General features: G+C 36.9%; 21 protein-coding genes and 1 riboswitch. All 21 genes read left to right on the top strand.

Annotated features, from left to right (window positions below):
* Positions 1 to 1,558: tetratricopeptide repeat protein (locus tag PHO70_02765; GenBank protein ID MDD5431891.1), on the top strand; the 1,558-nt coding region annotated here is incomplete at its 5' end.
* Between the two features lie 95 nt (positions 1,559 to 1,653).
* On the top strand, positions 1,654 to 3,270 hold the full coding sequence (pilM, locus tag PHO70_02760) for a pilus assembly protein PilM (GenBank protein ID MDD5431890.1): 1,617 nt from the start codon (positions 1,654 to 1,656) through the stop codon (positions 3,268 to 3,270).
* Entirely contained in the window at positions 3,267 to 3,824 is a 558-nt protein-coding gene (locus PHO70_02755) for a hypothetical protein (protein MDD5431889.1), read from the top strand. Before pilM ends, PHO70_02755 begins: the two co-directional genes overlap by 4 nt.
* A gap of 2 nt (positions 3,825 to 3,826) precedes the next feature.
* The gene (locus PHO70_02750) at positions 3,827 to 4,318 is read left to right on the top strand and encodes a general secretion pathway protein GspB (protein ID MDD5431888.1); all 492 of its coding nucleotides are present in this window, start codon (positions 3,827 to 3,829) and stop codon (positions 4,316 to 4,318) included.
* A gap of 80 nt (positions 4,319 to 4,398) precedes the next feature.
* A complete protein-coding gene (locus tag PHO70_02745) occupies positions 4,399 to 4,806 on the top strand; it encodes an ACT domain-containing protein (GenBank protein ID MDD5431887.1) in 408 nt (135 codons plus the stop codon).
* 75 nt (positions 4,807 to 4,881) lie between these two features.
* Complete coding sequence (locus PHO70_02740; GenBank protein MDD5431886.1) at positions 4,882 to 5,268, top strand: thioesterase family protein; 387 nt, start codon at positions 4,882 to 4,884, stop codon at positions 5,266 to 5,268.
* Positions 5,258 to 5,518: a hypothetical protein gene (locus tag PHO70_02735; GenBank protein ID MDD5431885.1), complete on the top strand. Its 261-nt coding sequence runs from the start codon at positions 5,258 to 5,260 to the stop codon at positions 5,516 to 5,518. The genes PHO70_02740 and PHO70_02735 overlap by 11 nt, the downstream gene beginning before the upstream one ends.
* A 30-nt stretch (positions 5,519 to 5,548) precedes the next feature.
* Complete coding sequence (locus PHO70_02730) at positions 5,549 to 6,160, top strand: sigma-70 family RNA polymerase sigma factor (GenBank protein ID MDD5431884.1); 612 nt, start codon at positions 5,549 to 5,551, stop codon at positions 6,158 to 6,160.
* Positions 6,161 to 6,194: 34 nt separating this feature from the next.
* On the top strand, positions 6,195 to 6,899 hold the full coding sequence (locus PHO70_02725) for a zf-HC2 domain-containing protein (protein ID MDD5431883.1): 705 nt from the start codon (positions 6,195 to 6,197) through the stop codon (positions 6,897 to 6,899).
* A gap of 7 nt (positions 6,900 to 6,906) precedes the next feature.
* Entirely contained in the window at positions 6,907 to 9,105 is a 2,199-nt protein-coding gene (locus tag PHO70_02720) for a tetratricopeptide repeat protein (GenBank protein ID MDD5431882.1), read from the top strand.
* Positions 9,106 to 9,201: 96 nt separating this feature from the next.
* Positions 9,202 to 9,281, top strand: a riboswitch (cyclic di-GMP riboswitch).
* Positions 9,282 to 9,542: 261 nt separating this feature from the next.
* Positions 9,543 to 9,788: a hypothetical protein gene (locus PHO70_02715; GenBank protein MDD5431881.1), complete on the top strand. Its 246-nt coding sequence runs from the start codon at positions 9,543 to 9,545 to the stop codon at positions 9,786 to 9,788.
* A gap of 1 nt (position 9,789) precedes the next feature.
* On the top strand, positions 9,790 to 10,200 hold the full coding sequence (locus PHO70_02710; GenBank protein ID MDD5431880.1) for an exosortase system-associated protein, TIGR04073 family: 411 nt from the start codon (positions 9,790 to 9,792) through the stop codon (positions 10,198 to 10,200).
* A gap of 149 nt (positions 10,201 to 10,349) precedes the next feature.
* Positions 10,350 to 11,918, top strand: a complete 1,569-nt coding sequence (locus PHO70_02705; GenBank protein ID MDD5431879.1) for a hypothetical protein — start codon at positions 10,350 to 10,352, stop codon at positions 11,916 to 11,918.
* Positions 11,919 to 12,465: 547 nt separating this feature from the next.
* A complete protein-coding gene (gene trxA, locus PHO70_02700; GenBank protein MDD5431878.1) occupies positions 12,466 to 12,792 on the top strand; it encodes a thioredoxin in 327 nt (108 codons plus the stop codon).
* Positions 12,789 to 13,877: an AAA family ATPase gene (locus PHO70_02695; GenBank protein MDD5431877.1), complete on the top strand. Its 1,089-nt coding sequence runs from the start codon at positions 12,789 to 12,791 to the stop codon at positions 13,875 to 13,877. The genes trxA and PHO70_02695 overlap by 4 nt, the downstream gene beginning before the upstream one ends.
* Position 13,878: 1 nt before the next feature.
* Positions 13,879 to 14,808 (top strand): phosphotransacetylase, encoded by a 930-nt coding sequence (locus PHO70_02690; GenBank protein MDD5431876.1) that lies wholly within the window; start codon positions 13,879 to 13,881, stop codon positions 14,806 to 14,808.
* A gap of 4 nt (positions 14,809 to 14,812) precedes the next feature.
* A complete protein-coding gene (locus tag PHO70_02685) occupies positions 14,813 to 15,865 on the top strand; it encodes an acetate kinase (GenBank protein MDD5431875.1) in 1,053 nt (350 codons plus the stop codon).
* An 11-nt stretch (positions 15,866 to 15,876) separates the two neighbouring features.
* Entirely contained in the window at positions 15,877 to 16,227 is a 351-nt protein-coding gene (locus PHO70_02680) for an aspartate 1-decarboxylase (protein MDD5431874.1), read from the top strand.
* Entirely contained in the window at positions 16,202 to 16,750 is a 549-nt protein-coding gene (def, locus tag PHO70_02675; protein MDD5431873.1) for a peptide deformylase, read from the top strand. Before PHO70_02680 ends, def begins: the two co-directional genes overlap by 26 nt.
* Positions 16,701 to 16,898, top strand: a complete 198-nt coding sequence (locus tag PHO70_02670) for a DUF6485 family protein (protein MDD5431872.1) — start codon at positions 16,701 to 16,703, stop codon at positions 16,896 to 16,898. Before def ends, PHO70_02670 begins: the two co-directional genes overlap by 50 nt.
* On the top strand, positions 16,895 to 17,773 hold the full coding sequence (lipA, locus tag PHO70_02665) for a lipoyl synthase (GenBank protein ID MDD5431871.1): 879 nt from the start codon (positions 16,895 to 16,897) through the stop codon (positions 17,771 to 17,773). Before PHO70_02670 ends, lipA begins: the two co-directional genes overlap by 4 nt.
* The last annotated feature ends 6 nt before the right edge of the window (positions 17,774 to 17,779 follow it).

Below are 17,779 nucleotides of genomic sequence, written 5' to 3'. Positions count from 1 at the left end.
TATTTTATTTATAAAAATGCCTTCCAAAAAGATTAAAAATCTTATTCTTGTTTTGTTGCTAGCTGCTATTAGCTTTGGTATTTATTTTAATTCCCTCCAAGGGGGTTTCCTGATTGATGATTTTTCTGGGATATCTAACAACCCTGTTATCCAAAACTTAAAAAATTTCATCAGCAAAGATTTTCGTATTCATCAAAGTATCCTTTGGGATGCATCCCATGCTTTAAACTGGCATTTTGGTGGGGGTAAACCGTTATTATTCCATATTTTTAATGTTTTATTCTATTCCGGATGCGTTGTTTTGCTTTTTGTGTTATTCAATATTTTATTTGAGAATGTAAACCTTTCTTTTTTGGCCGCATTAATCTTCGCAGTCCATCCCATACACTCGGAAGTGGTAAGCTGGATTTCTGGAGGGCATTATGCTTTTGCCGGATTCTTTTATCTTGCTGCCCTGATAGCATATACTCAAGCGGACAAGTCTATTTTTTATATCTTATTATCTGTTATTTTCTCTGTCTTGTGTTTTCTTAGCGGGAATTCTGTTGCGACATTGCCGCTTATGTTTATAATTTTTGATATATTCTTTAGAAAAAAGAAATTTGATAGAACTGTTTTATTACGTATATTAATCATTGCCGCGATTCTAGTAATTGCTGCAATGGTTGCTATCAAATTTTTTATGACCAGAGACAAAACAATCCATATTATTATACAATTTAGAGGTGCCCGTTATCTTGTGGTTGCGGTTAAAGCACTTGTTTATTACGTAAAAATACTTTATCTGCCGATAAAAAGAGGGCTTTTTCACCCTTTTGCGTATGATGCCCTTAATATTCAGTATGTTACACCTGCTTTCTTTGGCGGTATAGCTGTAATTATCGCTTCAGCAACTCTTTTTGTTAAATGCCTGAAGAATCATAAGCCAGTATCATTCGGGATTATGTTTTTCTATGTAACATTTCTTCCGTATTCAAATATTGTTCCTGTTTGCAATGTAATTTCTGAGCGCTACATGTTTTTGCCTTCAGCGGGATTTTGTATTTTTCTAGCTTACCTTTTTTTAAAAGTATGGAATTTAATTAACGATAAAGCAGAATCATTAAAGAAAGTCCTAAGAATTATTGCCATGGCTGCATTAGTTTTATTTATATCTTGTTATGGTATATTAACTCTGCAGCATAATCGCGATTTTAAGGATATTATAACTTTCTGGGAAACTAATATTAATAATTTCCCTAATGGTTATGAAGCATATAATAATTTAGCTGGTTCATGTTTTACGGTTGGTTCTATAGAGCAGGCGCTTTCTTATTGCTGGGTTACTTTATTGATTAATCCCAGCCAGCCAAGGGCTTGGTGTAATTTGGGGATGATCTATCGGAATAAAGGTAACTTGGATTTATCAAAGTTTTGTTATAGTGAAGCACTCCGCTATGATAAAACATATTTTACGGCAGCTCAAGCTCTAAATGAGCTTGAAAAAGAGTGTGTTGCTAAAGAAAAAGCAGCTAGGGATAAAAAGAAAAAAGTAGAAAAATCCAAGAAACAGAGATAAAATAATAAATAAGGCTTTCCTGTGGCGGTAGAAGTATTAAGGCCTTAAGAGACTTTTTGTTTTTAAACAAAGTTTATTGTGATATAATAATTAACATGAATATTGATAACTTGATTGGAAGGTTTTCAAAGAAGGTCAATTCAGTCATCGTTATTGGTATTGAGCCGGGTTTTCTAAAACTTTTTGATTTAAAACTTTCCGGTGAAGTAGAAATAAAGGCATTCCAGTCTCTTTCAATCCCCGAAGGAAAAAAAGAACAACTAATCCAGAGTAGTATTCGTGACTTCCTCAAAGCAAACAATATTTTTCATAAAAACGCAATCTTAGTCCCTTCTCAAAGCTTAGTATTTAGTAAGCGCCTGCAAATGCCGGTTATCCCCGATAAAGAGCTTCTTGATGCTATCAAATGGAAGATTAAGGATGATTTGCCAATTGAGCTGTCTGATGCTGTTGTGGGATTCCAGATAATAAATACGCTTACTAAGGAAGATGGTTCAAGGGAATATGATATAGAGTGTGTTGCTGTCAAAGAAAATGAAGTCAAGAGCCAGGTTGAGATGATTAAGGGGTTAGGATTAAGCTGCCTGGCTGTTGTATTGGCTCCTTTTGGTTATGTGAACCTAATCAATAAATATTTCTCTGAAGACTCCAAGAAGACTGTAGGGATCTTGCATGTTGACGAAAATAAGAGTTATTTTGTGATTTGTAAAAATGAAAAACTGGAATTTTACCGCGAATTGCCTTTTTCTGTTAATGAATTAAGAAAAGCGCTTTCATCGGTTTTAATAACTGAGAAAGGCAAGTTACAGCTAAATCCGGAAGAGATAAACGATATCTTATTTAAAGGCGGTATTCCGTGGGGAGACAAGGAAGCGTATAAAGATAAATTTGCTGCAAGCCAGATTTTAGGGCTATTGCGTTCTCCTTTAGATATGTTGATTCAGGAAATTAAACGTTCTTTAGCATACTATGAAACTCAATTTAAAGGCGCAGCGATTGAAAAAATTTATTTAAACGGGAAAGGCTTAAAAGTTCCGAATTTAGATAAGTTTTTACAAGAGGCTTCGGCTCTTAATATTGAAAACTTTCCGCTTATTGGCAATCTTAAGGCAGGTGCAGGCATAGAATCAGACGTGCTTTTAGAGAATTATGCGTTTGTAGCTTCAGGTCTTGACTATGAAAACAATATAAACCTTTTGCCTCAAGAATATCGTTCTGAAAAAATTGAAAAATTACAGGTTATGTCTTTACGTTGGGTATTCTTTATCGCTGCGTTATTGCTTTTAGTTTTTTATCTTCTGGCGCATGTCGGAGTAGATGTATATCAAAAACGGCTTGATAATGCTGAATTCCAGCTTAAGGTAATCAGCGAAATAAAAGATATTAAAGCAAGGACAGATGCGTTTGATAATTTTGTTTCTTCGCTAAGAAGCAGGGAGGTTCCCGTAGGTTTACTGCTTAAGAAAATTAGTATGCTTGCTCCCCGCGAAGTTTTCCTAAATTCAATGGAGATTAATTCTGAAACAAAGACTGGCTCGTTCTCCGGACTTGTAAAGAGTACAAATGCTGATCCTAATGCTGCTTTAGCTAAGTTCATCAGCGATTTAGGTTCGTCAGGAAATTTTGCGGATATAGATATTTCAAATGTTACAAAAGGAGCTCTTCAAGGTTTTGATGTAATGATGTTTGAAGTTACTTTTAAATTAAAATGAAGAAAATAAGCAAAGAGCAACGGAAAATAATTTATATTAGCGGTGCAATAATTGTATTTCTGATTTTATTGCTGTTACTGGTCTATATCCCGCAGAAGAATCGTCTTCAAGTGATTAAAAGTAAGTTAGCTATGGCAGAAAACGAGATAGCGGAAATTAATAGTTTTTCAAAGGGTAAGTCTTTACCTGAAGCTTTAAGGTTTTTAAATTTGCACTTAAGAACGATTCCATTTAAACTGCCTGAGCATGAAGAAGTTGTTGTAAAATGTTTGTCAGAGGAAGCTCGGAAGCTAAAACTTGAAGTTCACGATATTTCTTTTTCGGAAAAGACAATGTTATTGGATAAGATACCGGGATATGAGATTGAAGAATTGCAAATTACTATTAAACTTACGGGTGGCTACAAAGCTTTGGGGGAATATTTATATAATCTGAGGAACAATTTCCCTGTTTTAATAAGATTAAGGCAGGTTAATATTCAGGGGGGAGGAGAGGGGCAGTTTATTTTAAATATCAGTTTACAAATCTCGGCCTATCTTTCTAATCCTAAATAACTATGGAAAAAAAGCGCGTTGAATTGATCGTAACGGTTAGCTTGGTATTGATTTTAATTGTTTCTTGGGTTAATACCATGAAGTTTATGAAGCGTAGGTCTGCCGCCAATATTGCTTTACAACAGCAGATTGACAAGGAAAAGGCTTCAGAAAAAAAACCCAAGGAAGTAATAGTTACTAAAAAGCCTTTGCCTGTTGAAGCAATGCCTGATGAGAACGTCCAAAAGACTCCGGAAATGGTCCAAATGGAAAGCTTGGGTTGGGCAAGATGCCCTTTTGGAGGGAAGATTTATGGCACGCGTGAAGGCACCCAAGATTTAAAAGTTGCAGGAATAATTTGGGATAATGACCCAGTTGGAAGGTTTTGTATAATTAATAATAGCGTTGTGAAGGTGGGAGAAAAAGCAGAAGGCTTTACTGTTGTGGAAATCAAAGAAAATTCGGTTGTACTTACGGATGGTAAGAAGAATATTGAATTAAAACTGGAAAAATAAAGTTTTATGTTTCAGGTTTTGGTGTGGTTTATTTGAACAGCTTTGGTTCGAATAAGCGTTTTATAAAGGAGGAGGGATAGATGGTGAGATCGGCGAAACTAAGCAAGGAGATTGTGGTAACAGTAGTAAATAAGATTGGCATTCTTGCTGATATGTCTAAATTGTTGGCTGACCATGGGGTTAATATTGAAGCAGTTGCCGGCTATGCTGTAAATAATGAAGCAAAAATAATGTTGATAACCGATGATAATCTCCGCTCGTCCGATGCGCTTAAAAAAGCAGGGTATAAATCTTTGGTTGAAAGAGAAGTTTTAGTAGTAGAGCTGGAAAACAAGCCGGGTGCTTTAAAGCAAATTACAGCAAAATTATCCGGAGAAAATATTGATATAAAGCAGGTATATGGCACTGTTTGTTCCGGTAGTTGTCCTGCTAAGATTGTTTTAGCAACCAGTGATAATGAAAAGGCGATTGTTGCATTCAAAAAATAAATATTTTTTCTATAAATATTAAAATAGGCCCTTATTGTTATAGGGCCTATTTTACTTAAGAAAGAGAGGCTTTAGGTGAAAGTAAGAATCTATTATCATGATACTGACTGCGGCGGAGTTGTTTACTATTCTAACTATTTGAAATATATTGAAGAAGCAAGAACCGATTTCTTTGAAGAAAGAGGCATCTTGATTAAGAAACTTGCTGATTCAGGTATCCTTTTTGTCGTAGCAAGGCAAGAGATTGATTATAAATTCCCGTCTTTTTATGCTGATATTCTGGATATCCGTACCTGGGTTAGCGAAATTGGTTCGGTTAAATTGGTTTTTGAAAGCGAGATTAAGAATCAAGATGGTAAATTAATCGCTAATACAAAGACAATATTGGTCTGTGTAGATAAGAATTTAAAACCAAGAGCAATCCCTGAAGAGGTAAAAAAAATAATTTCAAATGCCTCTTAAGAATAGGTCGTTTATATATTTAGGCCAAAGTGGTTGTTTATTGCCAGTTTTGATTTTATTTAACTTATTTTTCGGATGGATTTTCTTTAAACCGCTTATCTGGTTAGGTATCGGAGGCATTTTGGTATTGCTGTTTATTATTAATTCTTATATTTTAGTGAAAAAAGTATCCAATATGGCTTCAGCTAAAAATAAAAGCGCAATTGACGTTGAAGCGGAAATTATTGAGGATAAGGATAGATTAGGGTGATTTAAAGATATTTGAGCTTTAAACCTAAACATGACTGATCTTGAATTTGTCTCAAGATGTGTTAAGGGTGAGAAAGAAGCATGGAATGAATTTGTAGACAAATATTCAAATTTAATCTACCGCTACATATATAGTATACTTAAATCTAATGGAGCAAACTTAAGTAACCACGATCAAGTAGAAGATATTTTCCAGGATATCTTCGTCCTTCTGAGCAAAGATAATTTCTCTAAATTTAAATCATTCTCCGCAAAAAATAACTGCACTCTCGCGAGTTGGTTAAGACAGGTAGTGATTAATCATACGATTGATTGCCTTCGCAGCCTTACTCCTCAAGCTTCTTCATTGGATGAAGAATATGATGATTGCCCAAGCTTAATGGAAACGATAGCAGATACAAAAACAACGGTAAGCCTTACTGTTATGGCTGATGAAAAGCTTGATGCTTTAACTGATTGTATCGGAAAACTGGGCATTGATGATAAATATTTTCTATCTTTGTTTATTGACCGCGGGTTAAAGCTTGATGAATTGAAAACCCTATTCGGCGTTTCAAGAGGGACAATTGATATGCGCAAATCGCGGATTATTGATAGATTAAGGGATTGTTTTAAATTGAAAGGATTTGAGTTAGATTTATGAGATTTTATCGTCTATTGTATATGAAAGGCAAAAAATGGAAGAAAACATAGAATTCATAAAAAAAGCTTTCCAAAAATGGAAGAAAAATGAAGCAGCTTGTGATTCTAATCATTTGGATGAAATGCTCATGGCTTGTTTTATAGAGGGCAAACTTAGCAACGAAGAGCTGGAGAGTTTAAAAATGCACATAATTGGCTGTGATGATTGTGCAAATAAGGTTTTACTGCAGGCAAAATTGGTAAATCCGGAAGATTTACAAATCCCAGAGGAATTATTGCTTAAGGTTAAGGATTTAGCCAGTGGAACTGGGACAGCGAAAGCTGTTTTGGAAATATTCCTGAAATTAAAAGAGAATTTCTTGGAACTAATTAATACTTCTGGGGACATACTTGTCGGCCAGGAGCTAATGCCTTCGCCGTTATTGCGCAGCCGTAATATCAAGGATTTTAAAGATGAGGTGGTAATTTTAAAGGATTTTGATAATTTTAGAGTTGAGGTGAAGATTGAAAATAAAGATTCTAAGTATTTTAATTTGTTAATTACAGCTAAAAATAAAGATACTCAGGAGTTAATAAAGGATTTGCGGATTACTCTTATAAGGGACAATCTTGAGCTGGAGTCGTATTTGTCCGATTCAGGGAAGGTTATTTTTGACCATGTTCTTTTGGGTAAATATGTAATCGAGATTTGTTCGTCTGAAGATAAGCTTGTGTCAATTCATTTGGATGTAAAAATTTAATTCTTTTATGCAAAATCAGAATAAATTAGTCCTGGAAATATTCAAACAGGCGCAGTCATTAAAGATGAGCCTGTTTAAGGAAGCTGAAATTGCTTCAACGCTGCGACATTATAGTCAGTGTAATGTTTCTTTTGAAGAAATACGAAGCTTGTGCAAAGAAGTTTTCTTTTTGTTGAATAAAGCTTCTAAAAGCCTTATAGAGCAGCCGGAATTAGAAAGATCGCTAGTAAAGGCAGGGCAACTTCTCTGGAATCAGCTTTTAACAAAACAGGTAAGGGATAAATTGAGGCTTGAGCAAGGTTCAGGTTTAGTCCTTTCAATTGATGAGGAATTGATTGATGTCCCGTGGGAAATCTTATATGACGGGGATAATTTTTTATGCCTTAACTTTAGCCTTGGCAGGCTGGTGAGGACAAAAAGAGAATCAATTGCCGTCCAGTATCGAAGTTTTTCTAGTATTTTAAAGATGTTGATATTGGCTAACCCAACAAATGATTTAAAGGGCGCTTATGAAGAAGGCTTAAGCATTAGAAATCAATTTGACCGTAAACGAAACAGCGTCCATATAGATTTTAAATCTACCTATATAGATAAGATATATACTAAGAAAAATATTTGTGACTATGATATAGTCCATTTTGCAGGCCACTGCGAACACGACTTATCTAATCCGCAAAATACGGGTTGGATACTTGCAGATGGCTTGCTTACTTCGCAGGATATTGAGTCTATGGCTTCATTTGTTTCTATGCCTTCGCTTGTGTTTTCTAATGCTTGCTATTCAGCTTCGGGAAACCAATTGCCTTGTGGTAATGATTATCAGGAAAATAATTATAATCTTGCTGCGGCTTTTTTGTTTTCAGGCGTCCGCCATTATATCGGTTCAATAAGGAAGATTGAGGATAAGGTAAGTTTTACTTTTGCTAAAGAGTTCTATACACAGCTTCTTTCGGGTGTTTCCATCGGAGAATGTGTCCGTTTAGGGAGGTTAAAACTAGTACGTGATTATGGCATTGGGAAGATGCACTGGACGAATTACCTTCTTTATGGTGACCCAAACTTTGTCTTGTTTAGGGATAAAGCAAATAACGGGATAAAGCAGGAAAAAAGTTTTATTTTCTTAAGAAAAAATCTTTTGAAGATATCATTAGGTTTGGTTGCAGCGGTAATTTGCATTTTTATGTTTTTATTCCTTCCGGAGGCAAATCCAAGCACTTTGTATTTGTTCTCCAAGTCAAAGAAATCTTATCTAAGCGGTAGAAACCAGGAAGTAATCCGGAATTGTAAAAGAATAATTGAGAAGAATAGCTTATTCTTGAAGGCGTATCCATTACTGGCTGATTCATATTTCAGGTTGGGTGAAATTGAGCAGGCTCTAAAGTATTATTTTGATTACGCTTTATATAGTGAGAAGAAAGGCCAAAGCAAAGATTTGATTCAGGCTTATATTGGGATTGGCTGGACATACTATCTTTCCGGGCAGCCTCAAAAGGCCTTAGAATTCTACAATCAAGCGCTTATTAAAGCCAGGCAGGAAAAAGATTCTTATAGCGAGTCTGTGGCGATGAGGAAGCTTGCAGTGTGGAATATGGATATTGAAGAATACGATAAAGCGCTGGAGCTGCTTATTAAGTGTTCTGAAATTGACCGTTCTAAAAGCCGTAATTTTGAGCATAGGTATAATTTAGCTTGCGATTATTTTGATCTTGGCTTAGTTTTTTCTGATAAGAATGATTATGCAACTGCCAAAGAATTTTATTCCAAAAGCCTCGGTATGTTTAAAAAAATGAAATTAAAGAATGAATTGAGCGATTATTATTTTAATATTGGGGAGATTTATCTATTTGAGAAACAATATCAGAAGGCGCTTGATTGTTATGCCAAGGGGTTTAAAATTGATGAATTGCAAGGCAATAAAATGAATTTAGCTTCTGATTATAATATGATTGGGGAGTTGTATTTTGATATGGATAAGTTTTCTGAGGCCCAGGAATCATTTAATCGCTCTGTTTCTGTATCTCGCCAGATAAAGGTTCTTCCGGAGCTCGCCTCTGGTTTACGAAACTTAGGATTCTTATTTAAGAAAACTGGAAAGAAGAACAAGGCAAAGGAGTATTTCCGTCAAGCCCAGGAAATCTTCATTACTATCAGTAATATTGATTATCAGGAGATGAAGAAAGAATTGGTTAGCTTAAATGCCAATTAGCTCGCCTTACCTTGACAAGCGCAAAAGTATATGTTATACTTTTTATGTAAAGTGAAAAAGTGACATTTTGACAATTTGGTTAAGTGGTAATTAACCTACTGACAAAGGCAAACTAAGGGTAACCTTAGGACGCAAAGCGACAGTCCCGTCAAATTTCGGGAGGCTGCGTTACCAAAGAGGGGATGAACCTTGAGAGTCCTCAAGGTTTTTTTTGTTTCTTAAGCCCTTTAGAGGTTTACCTTTAAAAGGGCTTTTTTATTTGATGGGGAAATCCCTGGAGGGGGTTCCTTAATGAGGGGGTGAGAGAAATGAGAAGAATACACCGCAAAGCAATTAAAAAACACAGAAGACATCAAAAGAAGTCATTAGGGTTTTTGGAAGCGTTAAGAGTTTATATGAGATATCCACTTTAAGGTTGTTATGGTAAGAGGTGGCAAATGGACAAAGCGATTAAAGAGATAATGATGCATAGAGTAATTACGATGCTGGGCCGGCAAGAAATTGATTTTCTTGACAAATTAGGCAAGGACGCTATGTTCTCTACCGGCCACAAACTTTCTTATACTGAAATACTCCGCGGATTGATTGATTTTGCAATGAGCCTGGGTATTTCAGGGGATAAGATTGATTCAGCTGGGGCTTTGAAAGATAAGTTGCTTCATGAATTGCACAAGGAGGGGTAAAATGAAAAAGATTTTTTGTGTATTTGCCGGATTAATACTTATATTTACTTTCACATCTATATGCTCGGCGGAAGAAACAGAATCTGGAACGGATAATCAACAATATGTGTATAATACTGATGAAGTTAACTTTGATAAGACACCAGCAAATAAACTAGGCAGGGGTGTTATTAATACTGCTACCTGTTGGGCTGAAGTTCCAGCTGAAGTAATGAAGATGTCAAAGGAAAAAGATCCGGTGGTCGGTTGTACCTTGGGTTTGGCTGTCGGAATATTCAATGGTTTGGTTAGAGGGGTTACTGGTTTGTATGATGCAGTAACTTTTGTAGCGCCTCCATATGATAAACCGATAATGAAGCCGGAATATTCATTAAAGAATGCTGATGATAAAATGAGAGAATATCTCTGGTAAGTAGTTTGAATTCGTGAAATAGGGACACATCCTAATTTTAAGTTTTGAATCTAAATAGGATGTGTCCCTATTTTTTTTGTTAGATTTTCCCATTTTCTTCGTCTATTGCTATAGAAGATAATAACAATAGGAAGAAGAAGGGGGGATTTATGAAGAAAGTAGTTTTGATGTTTAGTTTGTTCTTTTTGCAACTGTGGGTTTTCAGGGTAACGGCAAATGGCTCAGACTGGGAGAATATCAGCAGGGAATACCGCAATGTAAGATCAATTCTAATCAACTCTGGGGATGGAAAAGTAATCTTTGCAGGCTCAAAGAATTCTATTATATCAAGTGAAGATTCCGGGTTTAGCTGGAGAAGGGTATATTCAATCAGCGAAAATTATACAGTGAATTATTTAGTAAACAATCCGGATGACGCGAATTGTATCTATGCAGCAAGCGATAATGGTTTATATTTTAGTTCTAATTCCGGGTTAAGATGGCGGAGGTTGTTCCGTGGGAAAAGTTTTTTAGAAAGCCGTTGTAACGTTGTATTAATCTTGCCTGAAGCAATTTATTTAGGGACTAATGGCGGATTATTTTCCAGTAACGACAAAGGCAGGAGTTGGTTTAAACAACCGGGTATTTTGGGGGATAGCAGAATATTAAATATCTCCAGCGATAATAAACAGTATGTTTATGTAAGTAGCACTGAAGGGTTATTCCGGTTGTCTAAAGCTAAAAATTTGTGGGAAAAGATCTTTGATTGTAGCGTTTTATCCGATAGTGAAAATGAGGGTAGCTCTATTAACGAAATAGAAAGTGAAGATGAGGCGCGGGAGCAATCGTCTCAATTTGAAAGTTTAAGCATTAATCCTGGCAATGGTAATGAAATTTATTTTAGTTGTAAGAAAGGAGTTTACCGGAGCATTGATTCGGGAGATACTTGGGATGCATTGAGTGAGTATGGGTTACTTGATAAAAATGTCAGGAATACGATATTTCTTCAGGATTTGGGTTTATGTGCAGCAACTAAATCCGGAGTTTTCTTGTATAAAGATAACCGTTGGTGGGAATTATCGGTATGCTACGAAGTAAACGATGTTAGGTGCCTTGCTTTTGATAAGTTAAAAAATTTATATATAGGGGGAAATAACGGAGTTTTTAAAATTTACACAGCAACTTTTGCCAAACAAGAAGTTATCAATTCTAGGCTTGCGACATACATCCAGGATGAGCCGAAGGTCTCCGATGTCCAGCAAGCTGCAGTAAAGTATGCAGAAGTGAATCCTGAAAAGATTAAAGAGTGGAGAAGGTTGGCAGCTAAGAAAGCTTTTTTGCCTAAAGTTAGCGCAGGGGTAAATAATGATACTTCTGACCTTTGGCATTGGGAAACGGGGTCAAGTACTAAAGTTTGTGATGATGTTTTGATGCGCGGAAAAACAACTATAGGCTGGGATGTGGCGTTATCTTGGGATTTAAGCGAAATTATCTGGAGTGAAGCACAAACTTCTATTGATACCCGTTCTCGCCTCAGCGTCCAGCTAAGGAATGACATTTTAGATGAGGTTAATAAAACTTATTTTGAACGATTGCGTTTAAAAGCTGAATTGGATAATCTAAAGATAGAAGATAGCGGAAAGCTTTTTGAAAAAGAAGTAAAAATCAGAGAATTGACCGCAACGCTTGATGGCCTTACTGGAGGATATTTTTCAGCTTGCCTTAAAGATAAGTCCTAAGTTAGCACCTGCCTTGTCTTGTTTCTCGCAGGGACGTTCGCCAACCCCAGCGTGGTTGGCTCACTCTCGAAAATTCTCGCTCTGCCTACATTTATTTAGCGGGGCAACCATGCCCGCTCGAATTTCCGGAAGCCCTGCTGCGAACCAAGCCAAGGCATCCGCTGAGCACTTAAATTAGAACCGTCCCCTTTTCTATTAAGTTAGCAGACTGTTTTGTCTTATTTATCGCTCGTTTAATTTTAGTATTTTGATTTGAGGCGCATTAGAAGATTTTTGGCACAGCTATTAACATTAGTGCGCAATGATTTACGAGGAGCGAAGGACGGCTCCCAAGAGAACGCTAAGCCGAAGCGACGTGGTAAACCGCAGCGCACGGCAAAAATCTTTAAGCGCACGGAAGCGAAAACCATAAAGCAAAAGCTATCATTATGCGAGTATAATCCTCGTCAGCTTCTAAAATGTTCTTGCTTTTGAGCCTAATCTGTGATAATTTATAACCCTATCCTGCCGTAAATTTTATAAACCTTTTGAACAAAAGAGAAATAAAATGAACTTACATCAATTGACGGATGCAAATTTTAAAAAAGAAGTCTTGGATTCGGATTTACCTGTATTAGTTGATTTTTGGGCGCCATGGTGCGGGCCTTGTAAGATGATCGCTCCTATTGTTGAGGAATTGTCTAAAGAGTATACGGGTAAGATGAAATTTGGTAAAATTGATATTGATAACAATTCAAAAATTGCAAATCAATACGGCGTAATGTCCATCCCAACTATCATAATCTTCAAAGATGGGAAGATAATGGATCAATCGGTGGGAGCTGTTAATAAAACGCAGCTTAAGCGTAAAATAGAAGAAAATCTCAATAGATGAAAAGAGTATTTATTGCCGCGACCAAGCAGAATGACGGCAAGACAACGCTTTCTTTAGGCCTGATCTTTAATTTTAAAAACAGGTTTAAAAAAGTAGGTTTCATAAAGCCGATAGGACAACGCTATCTTGAAGAAGAAGGTTTAAAGATAGACGAAGATTCAATACTTATTGAGGATGTCTGCGGCATAAAATGTGGGCTTAAAGATATGAGCCCGATTGCTGTTGAGAAGGGTTTTACGGAAAAGTATATCGCCCATCCTGATAAAAACCTGATTACTAGAAAAATCAAAGATGCTTTCCGTAGGGTATCCAAGAAACAGGATTTGGTTATTATTGAAGGAACCGGGCATGCGGGAGTTGGTTCCGTATTTGACCATTCCAATGCTGCTGTAGCAAAACATCTTGGGTCAAAAGTAATTATAATTTCTTCCGGAGGAGTGGGAAGGCCGATAGACGAAATAGTTTTAAATAAAGCGCTTTTTGAAAAAGAGGGCGTCAAGGTTCTGGGAGTAATTATAAATAAAGTCCTTCCCGATAAACTTGATAAAATTGACCGCATTGTAAGAAAGGGGCTTGAGAGAAAAGGGATTAATGTCTTGGGAGTTGTCCCTTATGAACCTATGCTTGCCCGTCCGACTCTTGAGCAGATATTAGATGAAACTGACTTTGAGATTTTATGCGGCAAGGAATATCTTGACCAGTCTGTTTCACAGGTAATTGTCGGGGCAATGGAGCCTCGTGACGCAGTGAAATATATCGTTGATGATAGCTTGATGATTACTCCGGGTGACAGGGAAGACATGATTATGGCTGTTATAAGTACTTTTAAAGAGGGTAATTCTCAAAGGCTTAAAGCCTGCGGAATGGTTTTATCCGGAGGGATTACTCCGGAGCAGCCGATAATGGGATTATTACAAAAAGCCCAGATTCCTGTTTTATTAGCTAAACAAGATACGTATGATGTTGCTACAACAATTCACGATTTGACTGTTAAGATCAGGCCGAAAGATAAGGATAAAATTAACGCGGTAATTAAATTAATCAAAGAGAGAGTTGATTTAGACAAAATTTTAAAGGGGATTTGATATGGATACTATTGCTAAGATCAGGCAAAAGGCAAGCCAGTCGGGAAAAACGATTGTTCTCCCGGAGTATTATGATGAGCGAGTAGTGGAGGCAGCATCAATTCTTGAGAAAGAAAAGATCGTAAAACCTCTTTTACTTACTAAGGATAAAATTGATCCTAAGGAAAAAGAAAGATATATTAATGAGTATTTTGAGATTCATAAAGGCAAGGATATTTCTATTGACGCTGTAAGGGAGTTATTTGAAGATACCCTTTATTATGCCGCGATGATGACAAAAGAGGGAAAAGTTGACGGGATTGTAGGAGGCGCAGCTCATACCACCGCTGATATGGCAAGAGCTTGTATCCGTTGTCTTGGAATAGACGAGCGAATAACTCTTGTGACAAGTTGTTTTGTTATGGCAGTCCCTAATTGCATTTATGGCGACAGTGGAACATTTATCTATGCTGATTGCGGGATAATCCCTGATCCAAATTCACGCCAGTTAGCTTATATTGCTTTGGCGGCTTCGGAAATGGGTAATAAGGTTTTAGGTTTAGTTCCAAGAGTAGCATTTATCAGCTATTCTACGAGGGGATCTGCTAAAACTAAATCGCAAGAAAAAATTTATGGTGCAATGGATTTGCTCAAAGAGTTAGCGCCCAATATGCTTGTTGATGGAGAAATCCAGGTTGACGCTGCAATCGTTCCTGAGGTTGCAAAGATAAAATATCCTGAGAGCCCATTAGGGGGGAATGCCAACATTTTAATTTTTCCAAACCTTGAGGCAGGTAATATCAGTTATAAGCTTACCCAAAGGCTTGCCAATGCACGTGCGTTAGGGCCATTGCTATTAGGATTGAATAAACCGGCCAGTGATCTATCCCGGGGTTGCCTCGTAGAGGATGTTGTTGATTGCGCTGCAGTAACTGCGATAAGGGCGGTATAGGGCCATGAGAATACTTGTAATTAACAGCGGAAGCTCTTCAATAAAATATAAGCTTTTTGATATGCCTAAGGAAAAGCTTATCTCTAAAGGATTAATCGAGCATATCGGAGAAAAAGGCTCAAATGTGCGTGATCATTACACCGGTTTAAAAACCATTTTTGATAAAATAGATGGAGTTTCGGTTATCGGGCATAGAGTTGTTCATGGTGCTGAGAAATTCCGTAAGCCGGTCTTGGTAGATAATGTGGTTATCAGAAAAATAAGGCAATGCTCGGAAATAGCTCCTTTGCATAATCCCGCAAATTTAGCCGGAATTATGGCTTGTAAAAAATTATTACCCGGAATTCCGCAAGTTGCGGTTTTTGACACCGCATTTCATCAGACTCTTCCGGAATATGCATATGTATACGGTTTACCGTATAATTATTATAAAAGGTTTGGGATAAGAAAATACGGCTTTCATGGAACAAGCCATGAATATGTTTCAGGCGAAGCGGCGCGAGTTTTAAAAAAACCTTTGAATAAATTAAAGATAATTACCTGCCATTTGGGTAATGGCTGCAGCATTGCCGCAGTAGACAAGGGAAAATCCGTAGATACAAGTATGGGTTTTACTCCGCTTGAAGGCTTGATAATGGGAACGCGCTGTGGAGATATTGACCCTGCGATAATTCCTTATATTATGCATAAAGAGCGGATTGATATTTTAAAGATGGATGATATATTGAATAAGTCAAGCGGGTTGCGGGGGATTTCCGGGATAAGCAATGATATGAGGATCCTTGAGAACAAAGCTAAGGACGGAGATAAGCGCGCAAAATTAGCTATAAGTATTTTTATTTATAGAATTAAAAAGTACATTGGCGCATATATTATGATTATGGGCGGTTGTGATGCGATTGTTTTTACCGGAGGAATCGGCGAGAATCAAAAAGAAGTAAGGGTAGGAGCTTGTAAGGATTTGAGTTCTTTTTTTAAGAAGCTACCCAAGGTTTTAGTTATTTCTACGAATGAAGAATTGATGATTGCGCGCCAATCCTATACATTAGTAACTTAAGGAGAAATGCTATGTTTCGCACTATTTTAAAATCCAAAATCCACAGGGCACGTGTTACAGAGGCGAATCTTTATTATAAGGGAAGTATCACTATTGATGAAAAACTGATGAAGGCCTCTGATATTATTGAATATGAGAAAGTGGAGGTCCTTAATCTAAATAATGGCCATCGGCTTGAGACTTATGCGATTAAGGGCAAAGCGGGTAGTGGAATAATTTGTTTAAATGGGCCTGCGGCCCGCGGCGCATGTGTGGGCGATGAGATTATTATTGTTTCATACGCCGTTGTTGAGGATAAAGAGGCAAAAATCGTTAAGCCTAAAATTGTTGCAGTTGATGAAAGAAATCACATTAAGAATTAAGACATTCGGCGATCCGGTATTAAGGAAGAAAAGCATTTCTGTAAAGAATGTTGATTCTGTCCACAAGCAGATTTTGAGTAAAATGGCTAGGTTGATGTATGACTCCGGAGGAATTGGCTTAGCTGCCCCTCAGGTGGGGATAAATGAAGCTATGATCGTTGTTGATATAGGAAACAGCCTTTACAAATTAATAAATCCTAAGATAGCAAAGAAATCAGGGAATCAGGTATTGGAAGAAGGATGTCTAAGTGTCCCGGGAGTTTGTATCAAAGTAAAACGAGCGAAAGAAGTTTTGGTCCAAGCGCTTGATGATTCGGGAAAACAGGTGAATATAGAAGCACAAGGCTTGTTGGCTTGTGTTTTTCAGCACGAAATTGATCATTTACATGGGAAGCTTATCGTTGATTACGCTTCTTTTTTGGACAAGCTTAAGATAAAGAATAAATTAAAAAAACTAAGAGAGAAGGCAAAAATTGAAAAACTGCCCGAATCAGAAAACAAATCTTGCGAATTGCAATTGTAGCTATGCAGGATGCGCCCGTAAGGGTCTTTGCTGCGAATGCATTTCGTATCATAGGTCTAAAAGAGAGATTCCCGCCTGTTTTTTTCCTTCCGATATAGAAAAATGTTACGATCGGTCCATTGAAAACTTCTTGAGGATAAATGGATGAAAAGTAAGATTCCTTCTTGGTTTAGGCAGGATATTCCAGATGCTTCTACTTTTAAACTGACGCATTTAGTTTCTGAATTTGGCGTAAATACGGTTTGCAAAGAAGCAATGTGCCCTAATATGTCTTATTGTTTTAAGCATAATAAAATCACTTTTATGATTTTAGGTTCTACTTGTACAAGGAATTGTTCTTTTTGCAATGTGGATAAAACAAAAGAAGTAAAGATGGGCTTTGATTCAGATGAGCCTTTTAGAATCGCAGAGGTTGTAAGGGCGTTAGGGTTAAGCTATGTAGTGATTACTTCTGTTACACGGGATGATTTAAGTGATGGTGGGGCTTGGGTCTTTGCCAAGACCATAGAAGCTATCCGTCAGGTAAGTCAGGAAATTAAAGTTGAAGTTTTAATTCCTGATTTCAAGGGGAAAGTCGCCAGCCTTAAATGTGTATTGAATGCATATCCGAATATACTGGCGCATAATATTGAAACAATTAGAAGGCTTTATCCTAAACTTCGCCCGATGTCTGATTATGAACTTTCTTTAGGTATCCTATCTAAATCCAAGGAGATTAATCCTGATATTCTGACTAAGTCTTCGATAATGCTGGGCCTGGGAGAAACTGAAGAAGAAGTCGTTAATGTTATGGAAGACTTAAGAGCAAATTCTTGTGATATATTAACTTTAGGCCAATATTTGTCTCCATCACCCAGCCATTATCAGGTAGTAGATTTTATTAATATTGAACAATTTGAGAAATATCGCGTAATCGGTGCTGCTATGGGTTTTAAATCGGTTTTATCCGGCCCGCTTGTGCGCAGTTCTTATCAGGCAGAGGATGTTTTTAAAGAACTTAATTTATCGGGAAACATTAGATGAGGGAAG

This window comes from Candidatus Omnitrophota bacterium (genome assembly GCA_028715415.1).
In the GTDB taxonomy this organism is placed as follows: Bacteria; Omnitrophota; Gorgyraeia; order Gygaellales; family Profunditerraquicolaceae; genus JAQURX01.
The sequence above is the reverse complement of the archived record's forward strand: the minus strand, read 5'-3'. Positions and strand labels throughout refer to the sequence as shown.

Excerpts from the sequence above, each read along its gene's own strand:
- pilM (MDD5431890.1), top strand. The coding sequence starts at position 1,654 with ATGAATATTGATAACTTGATTGGAAGGTTTTCAAAGAAGGTCAATTCA.
- PHO70_02755 (MDD5431889.1), top strand. The coding sequence starts at position 3,267 with ATGAAGAAAATAAGCAAAGAGCAACGGAAAATAATTTATATTAGCGGT.
- PHO70_02750 (MDD5431888.1), top strand. The coding sequence starts at position 3,827 with ATGGAAAAAAAGCGCGTTGAATTGATCGTAACGGTTAGCTTGGTATTG.
- PHO70_02745 (MDD5431887.1), top strand. The coding sequence starts at position 4,399 with ATGGTGAGATCGGCGAAACTAAGCAAGGAGATTGTGGTAACAGTAGTA.
- PHO70_02735 (MDD5431885.1), top strand. The coding sequence starts at position 5,258 with ATGCCTCTTAAGAATAGGTCGTTTATATATTTAGGCCAAAGTGGTTGT.
- PHO70_02730 (MDD5431884.1), top strand. The coding sequence starts at position 5,549 with ATGACTGATCTTGAATTTGTCTCAAGATGTGTTAAGGGTGAGAAAGAA.
- PHO70_02725 (MDD5431883.1), top strand. The coding sequence starts at position 6,195 with ATGGAAGAAAACATAGAATTCATAAAAAAAGCTTTCCAAAAATGGAAG.
- PHO70_02720 (MDD5431882.1), top strand. The coding sequence starts at position 6,907 with ATGCAAAATCAGAATAAATTAGTCCTGGAAATATTCAAACAGGCGCAG.
- PHO70_02715 (MDD5431881.1), top strand. The coding sequence starts at position 9,543 with ATGGACAAAGCGATTAAAGAGATAATGATGCATAGAGTAATTACGATG.
- PHO70_02710 (MDD5431880.1), top strand. The coding sequence starts at position 9,790 with ATGAAAAAGATTTTTTGTGTATTTGCCGGATTAATACTTATATTTACT.
- PHO70_02705 (MDD5431879.1), top strand. The coding sequence starts at position 10,350 with ATGAAGAAAGTAGTTTTGATGTTTAGTTTGTTCTTTTTGCAACTGTGG.
- trxA (MDD5431878.1), top strand. The coding sequence starts at position 12,466 with ATGAACTTACATCAATTGACGGATGCAAATTTTAAAAAAGAAGTCTTG.
- PHO70_02695 (MDD5431877.1), top strand. The coding sequence starts at position 12,789 with ATGAAAAGAGTATTTATTGCCGCGACCAAGCAGAATGACGGCAAGACA.
- PHO70_02690 (MDD5431876.1), top strand. The coding sequence starts at position 13,879 with ATGGATACTATTGCTAAGATCAGGCAAAAGGCAAGCCAGTCGGGAAAA.
- PHO70_02685 (MDD5431875.1), top strand. The coding sequence starts at position 14,813 with ATGAGAATACTTGTAATTAACAGCGGAAGCTCTTCAATAAAATATAAG.
- PHO70_02680 (MDD5431874.1), top strand. The coding sequence starts at position 15,877 with ATGTTTCGCACTATTTTAAAATCCAAAATCCACAGGGCACGTGTTACA.
- def (MDD5431873.1), top strand. The coding sequence starts at position 16,202 with ATGAAAGAAATCACATTAAGAATTAAGACATTCGGCGATCCGGTATTA.
- lipA (MDD5431871.1), top strand. The coding sequence starts at position 16,895 with ATGAAAAGTAAGATTCCTTCTTGGTTTAGGCAGGATATTCCAGATGCT.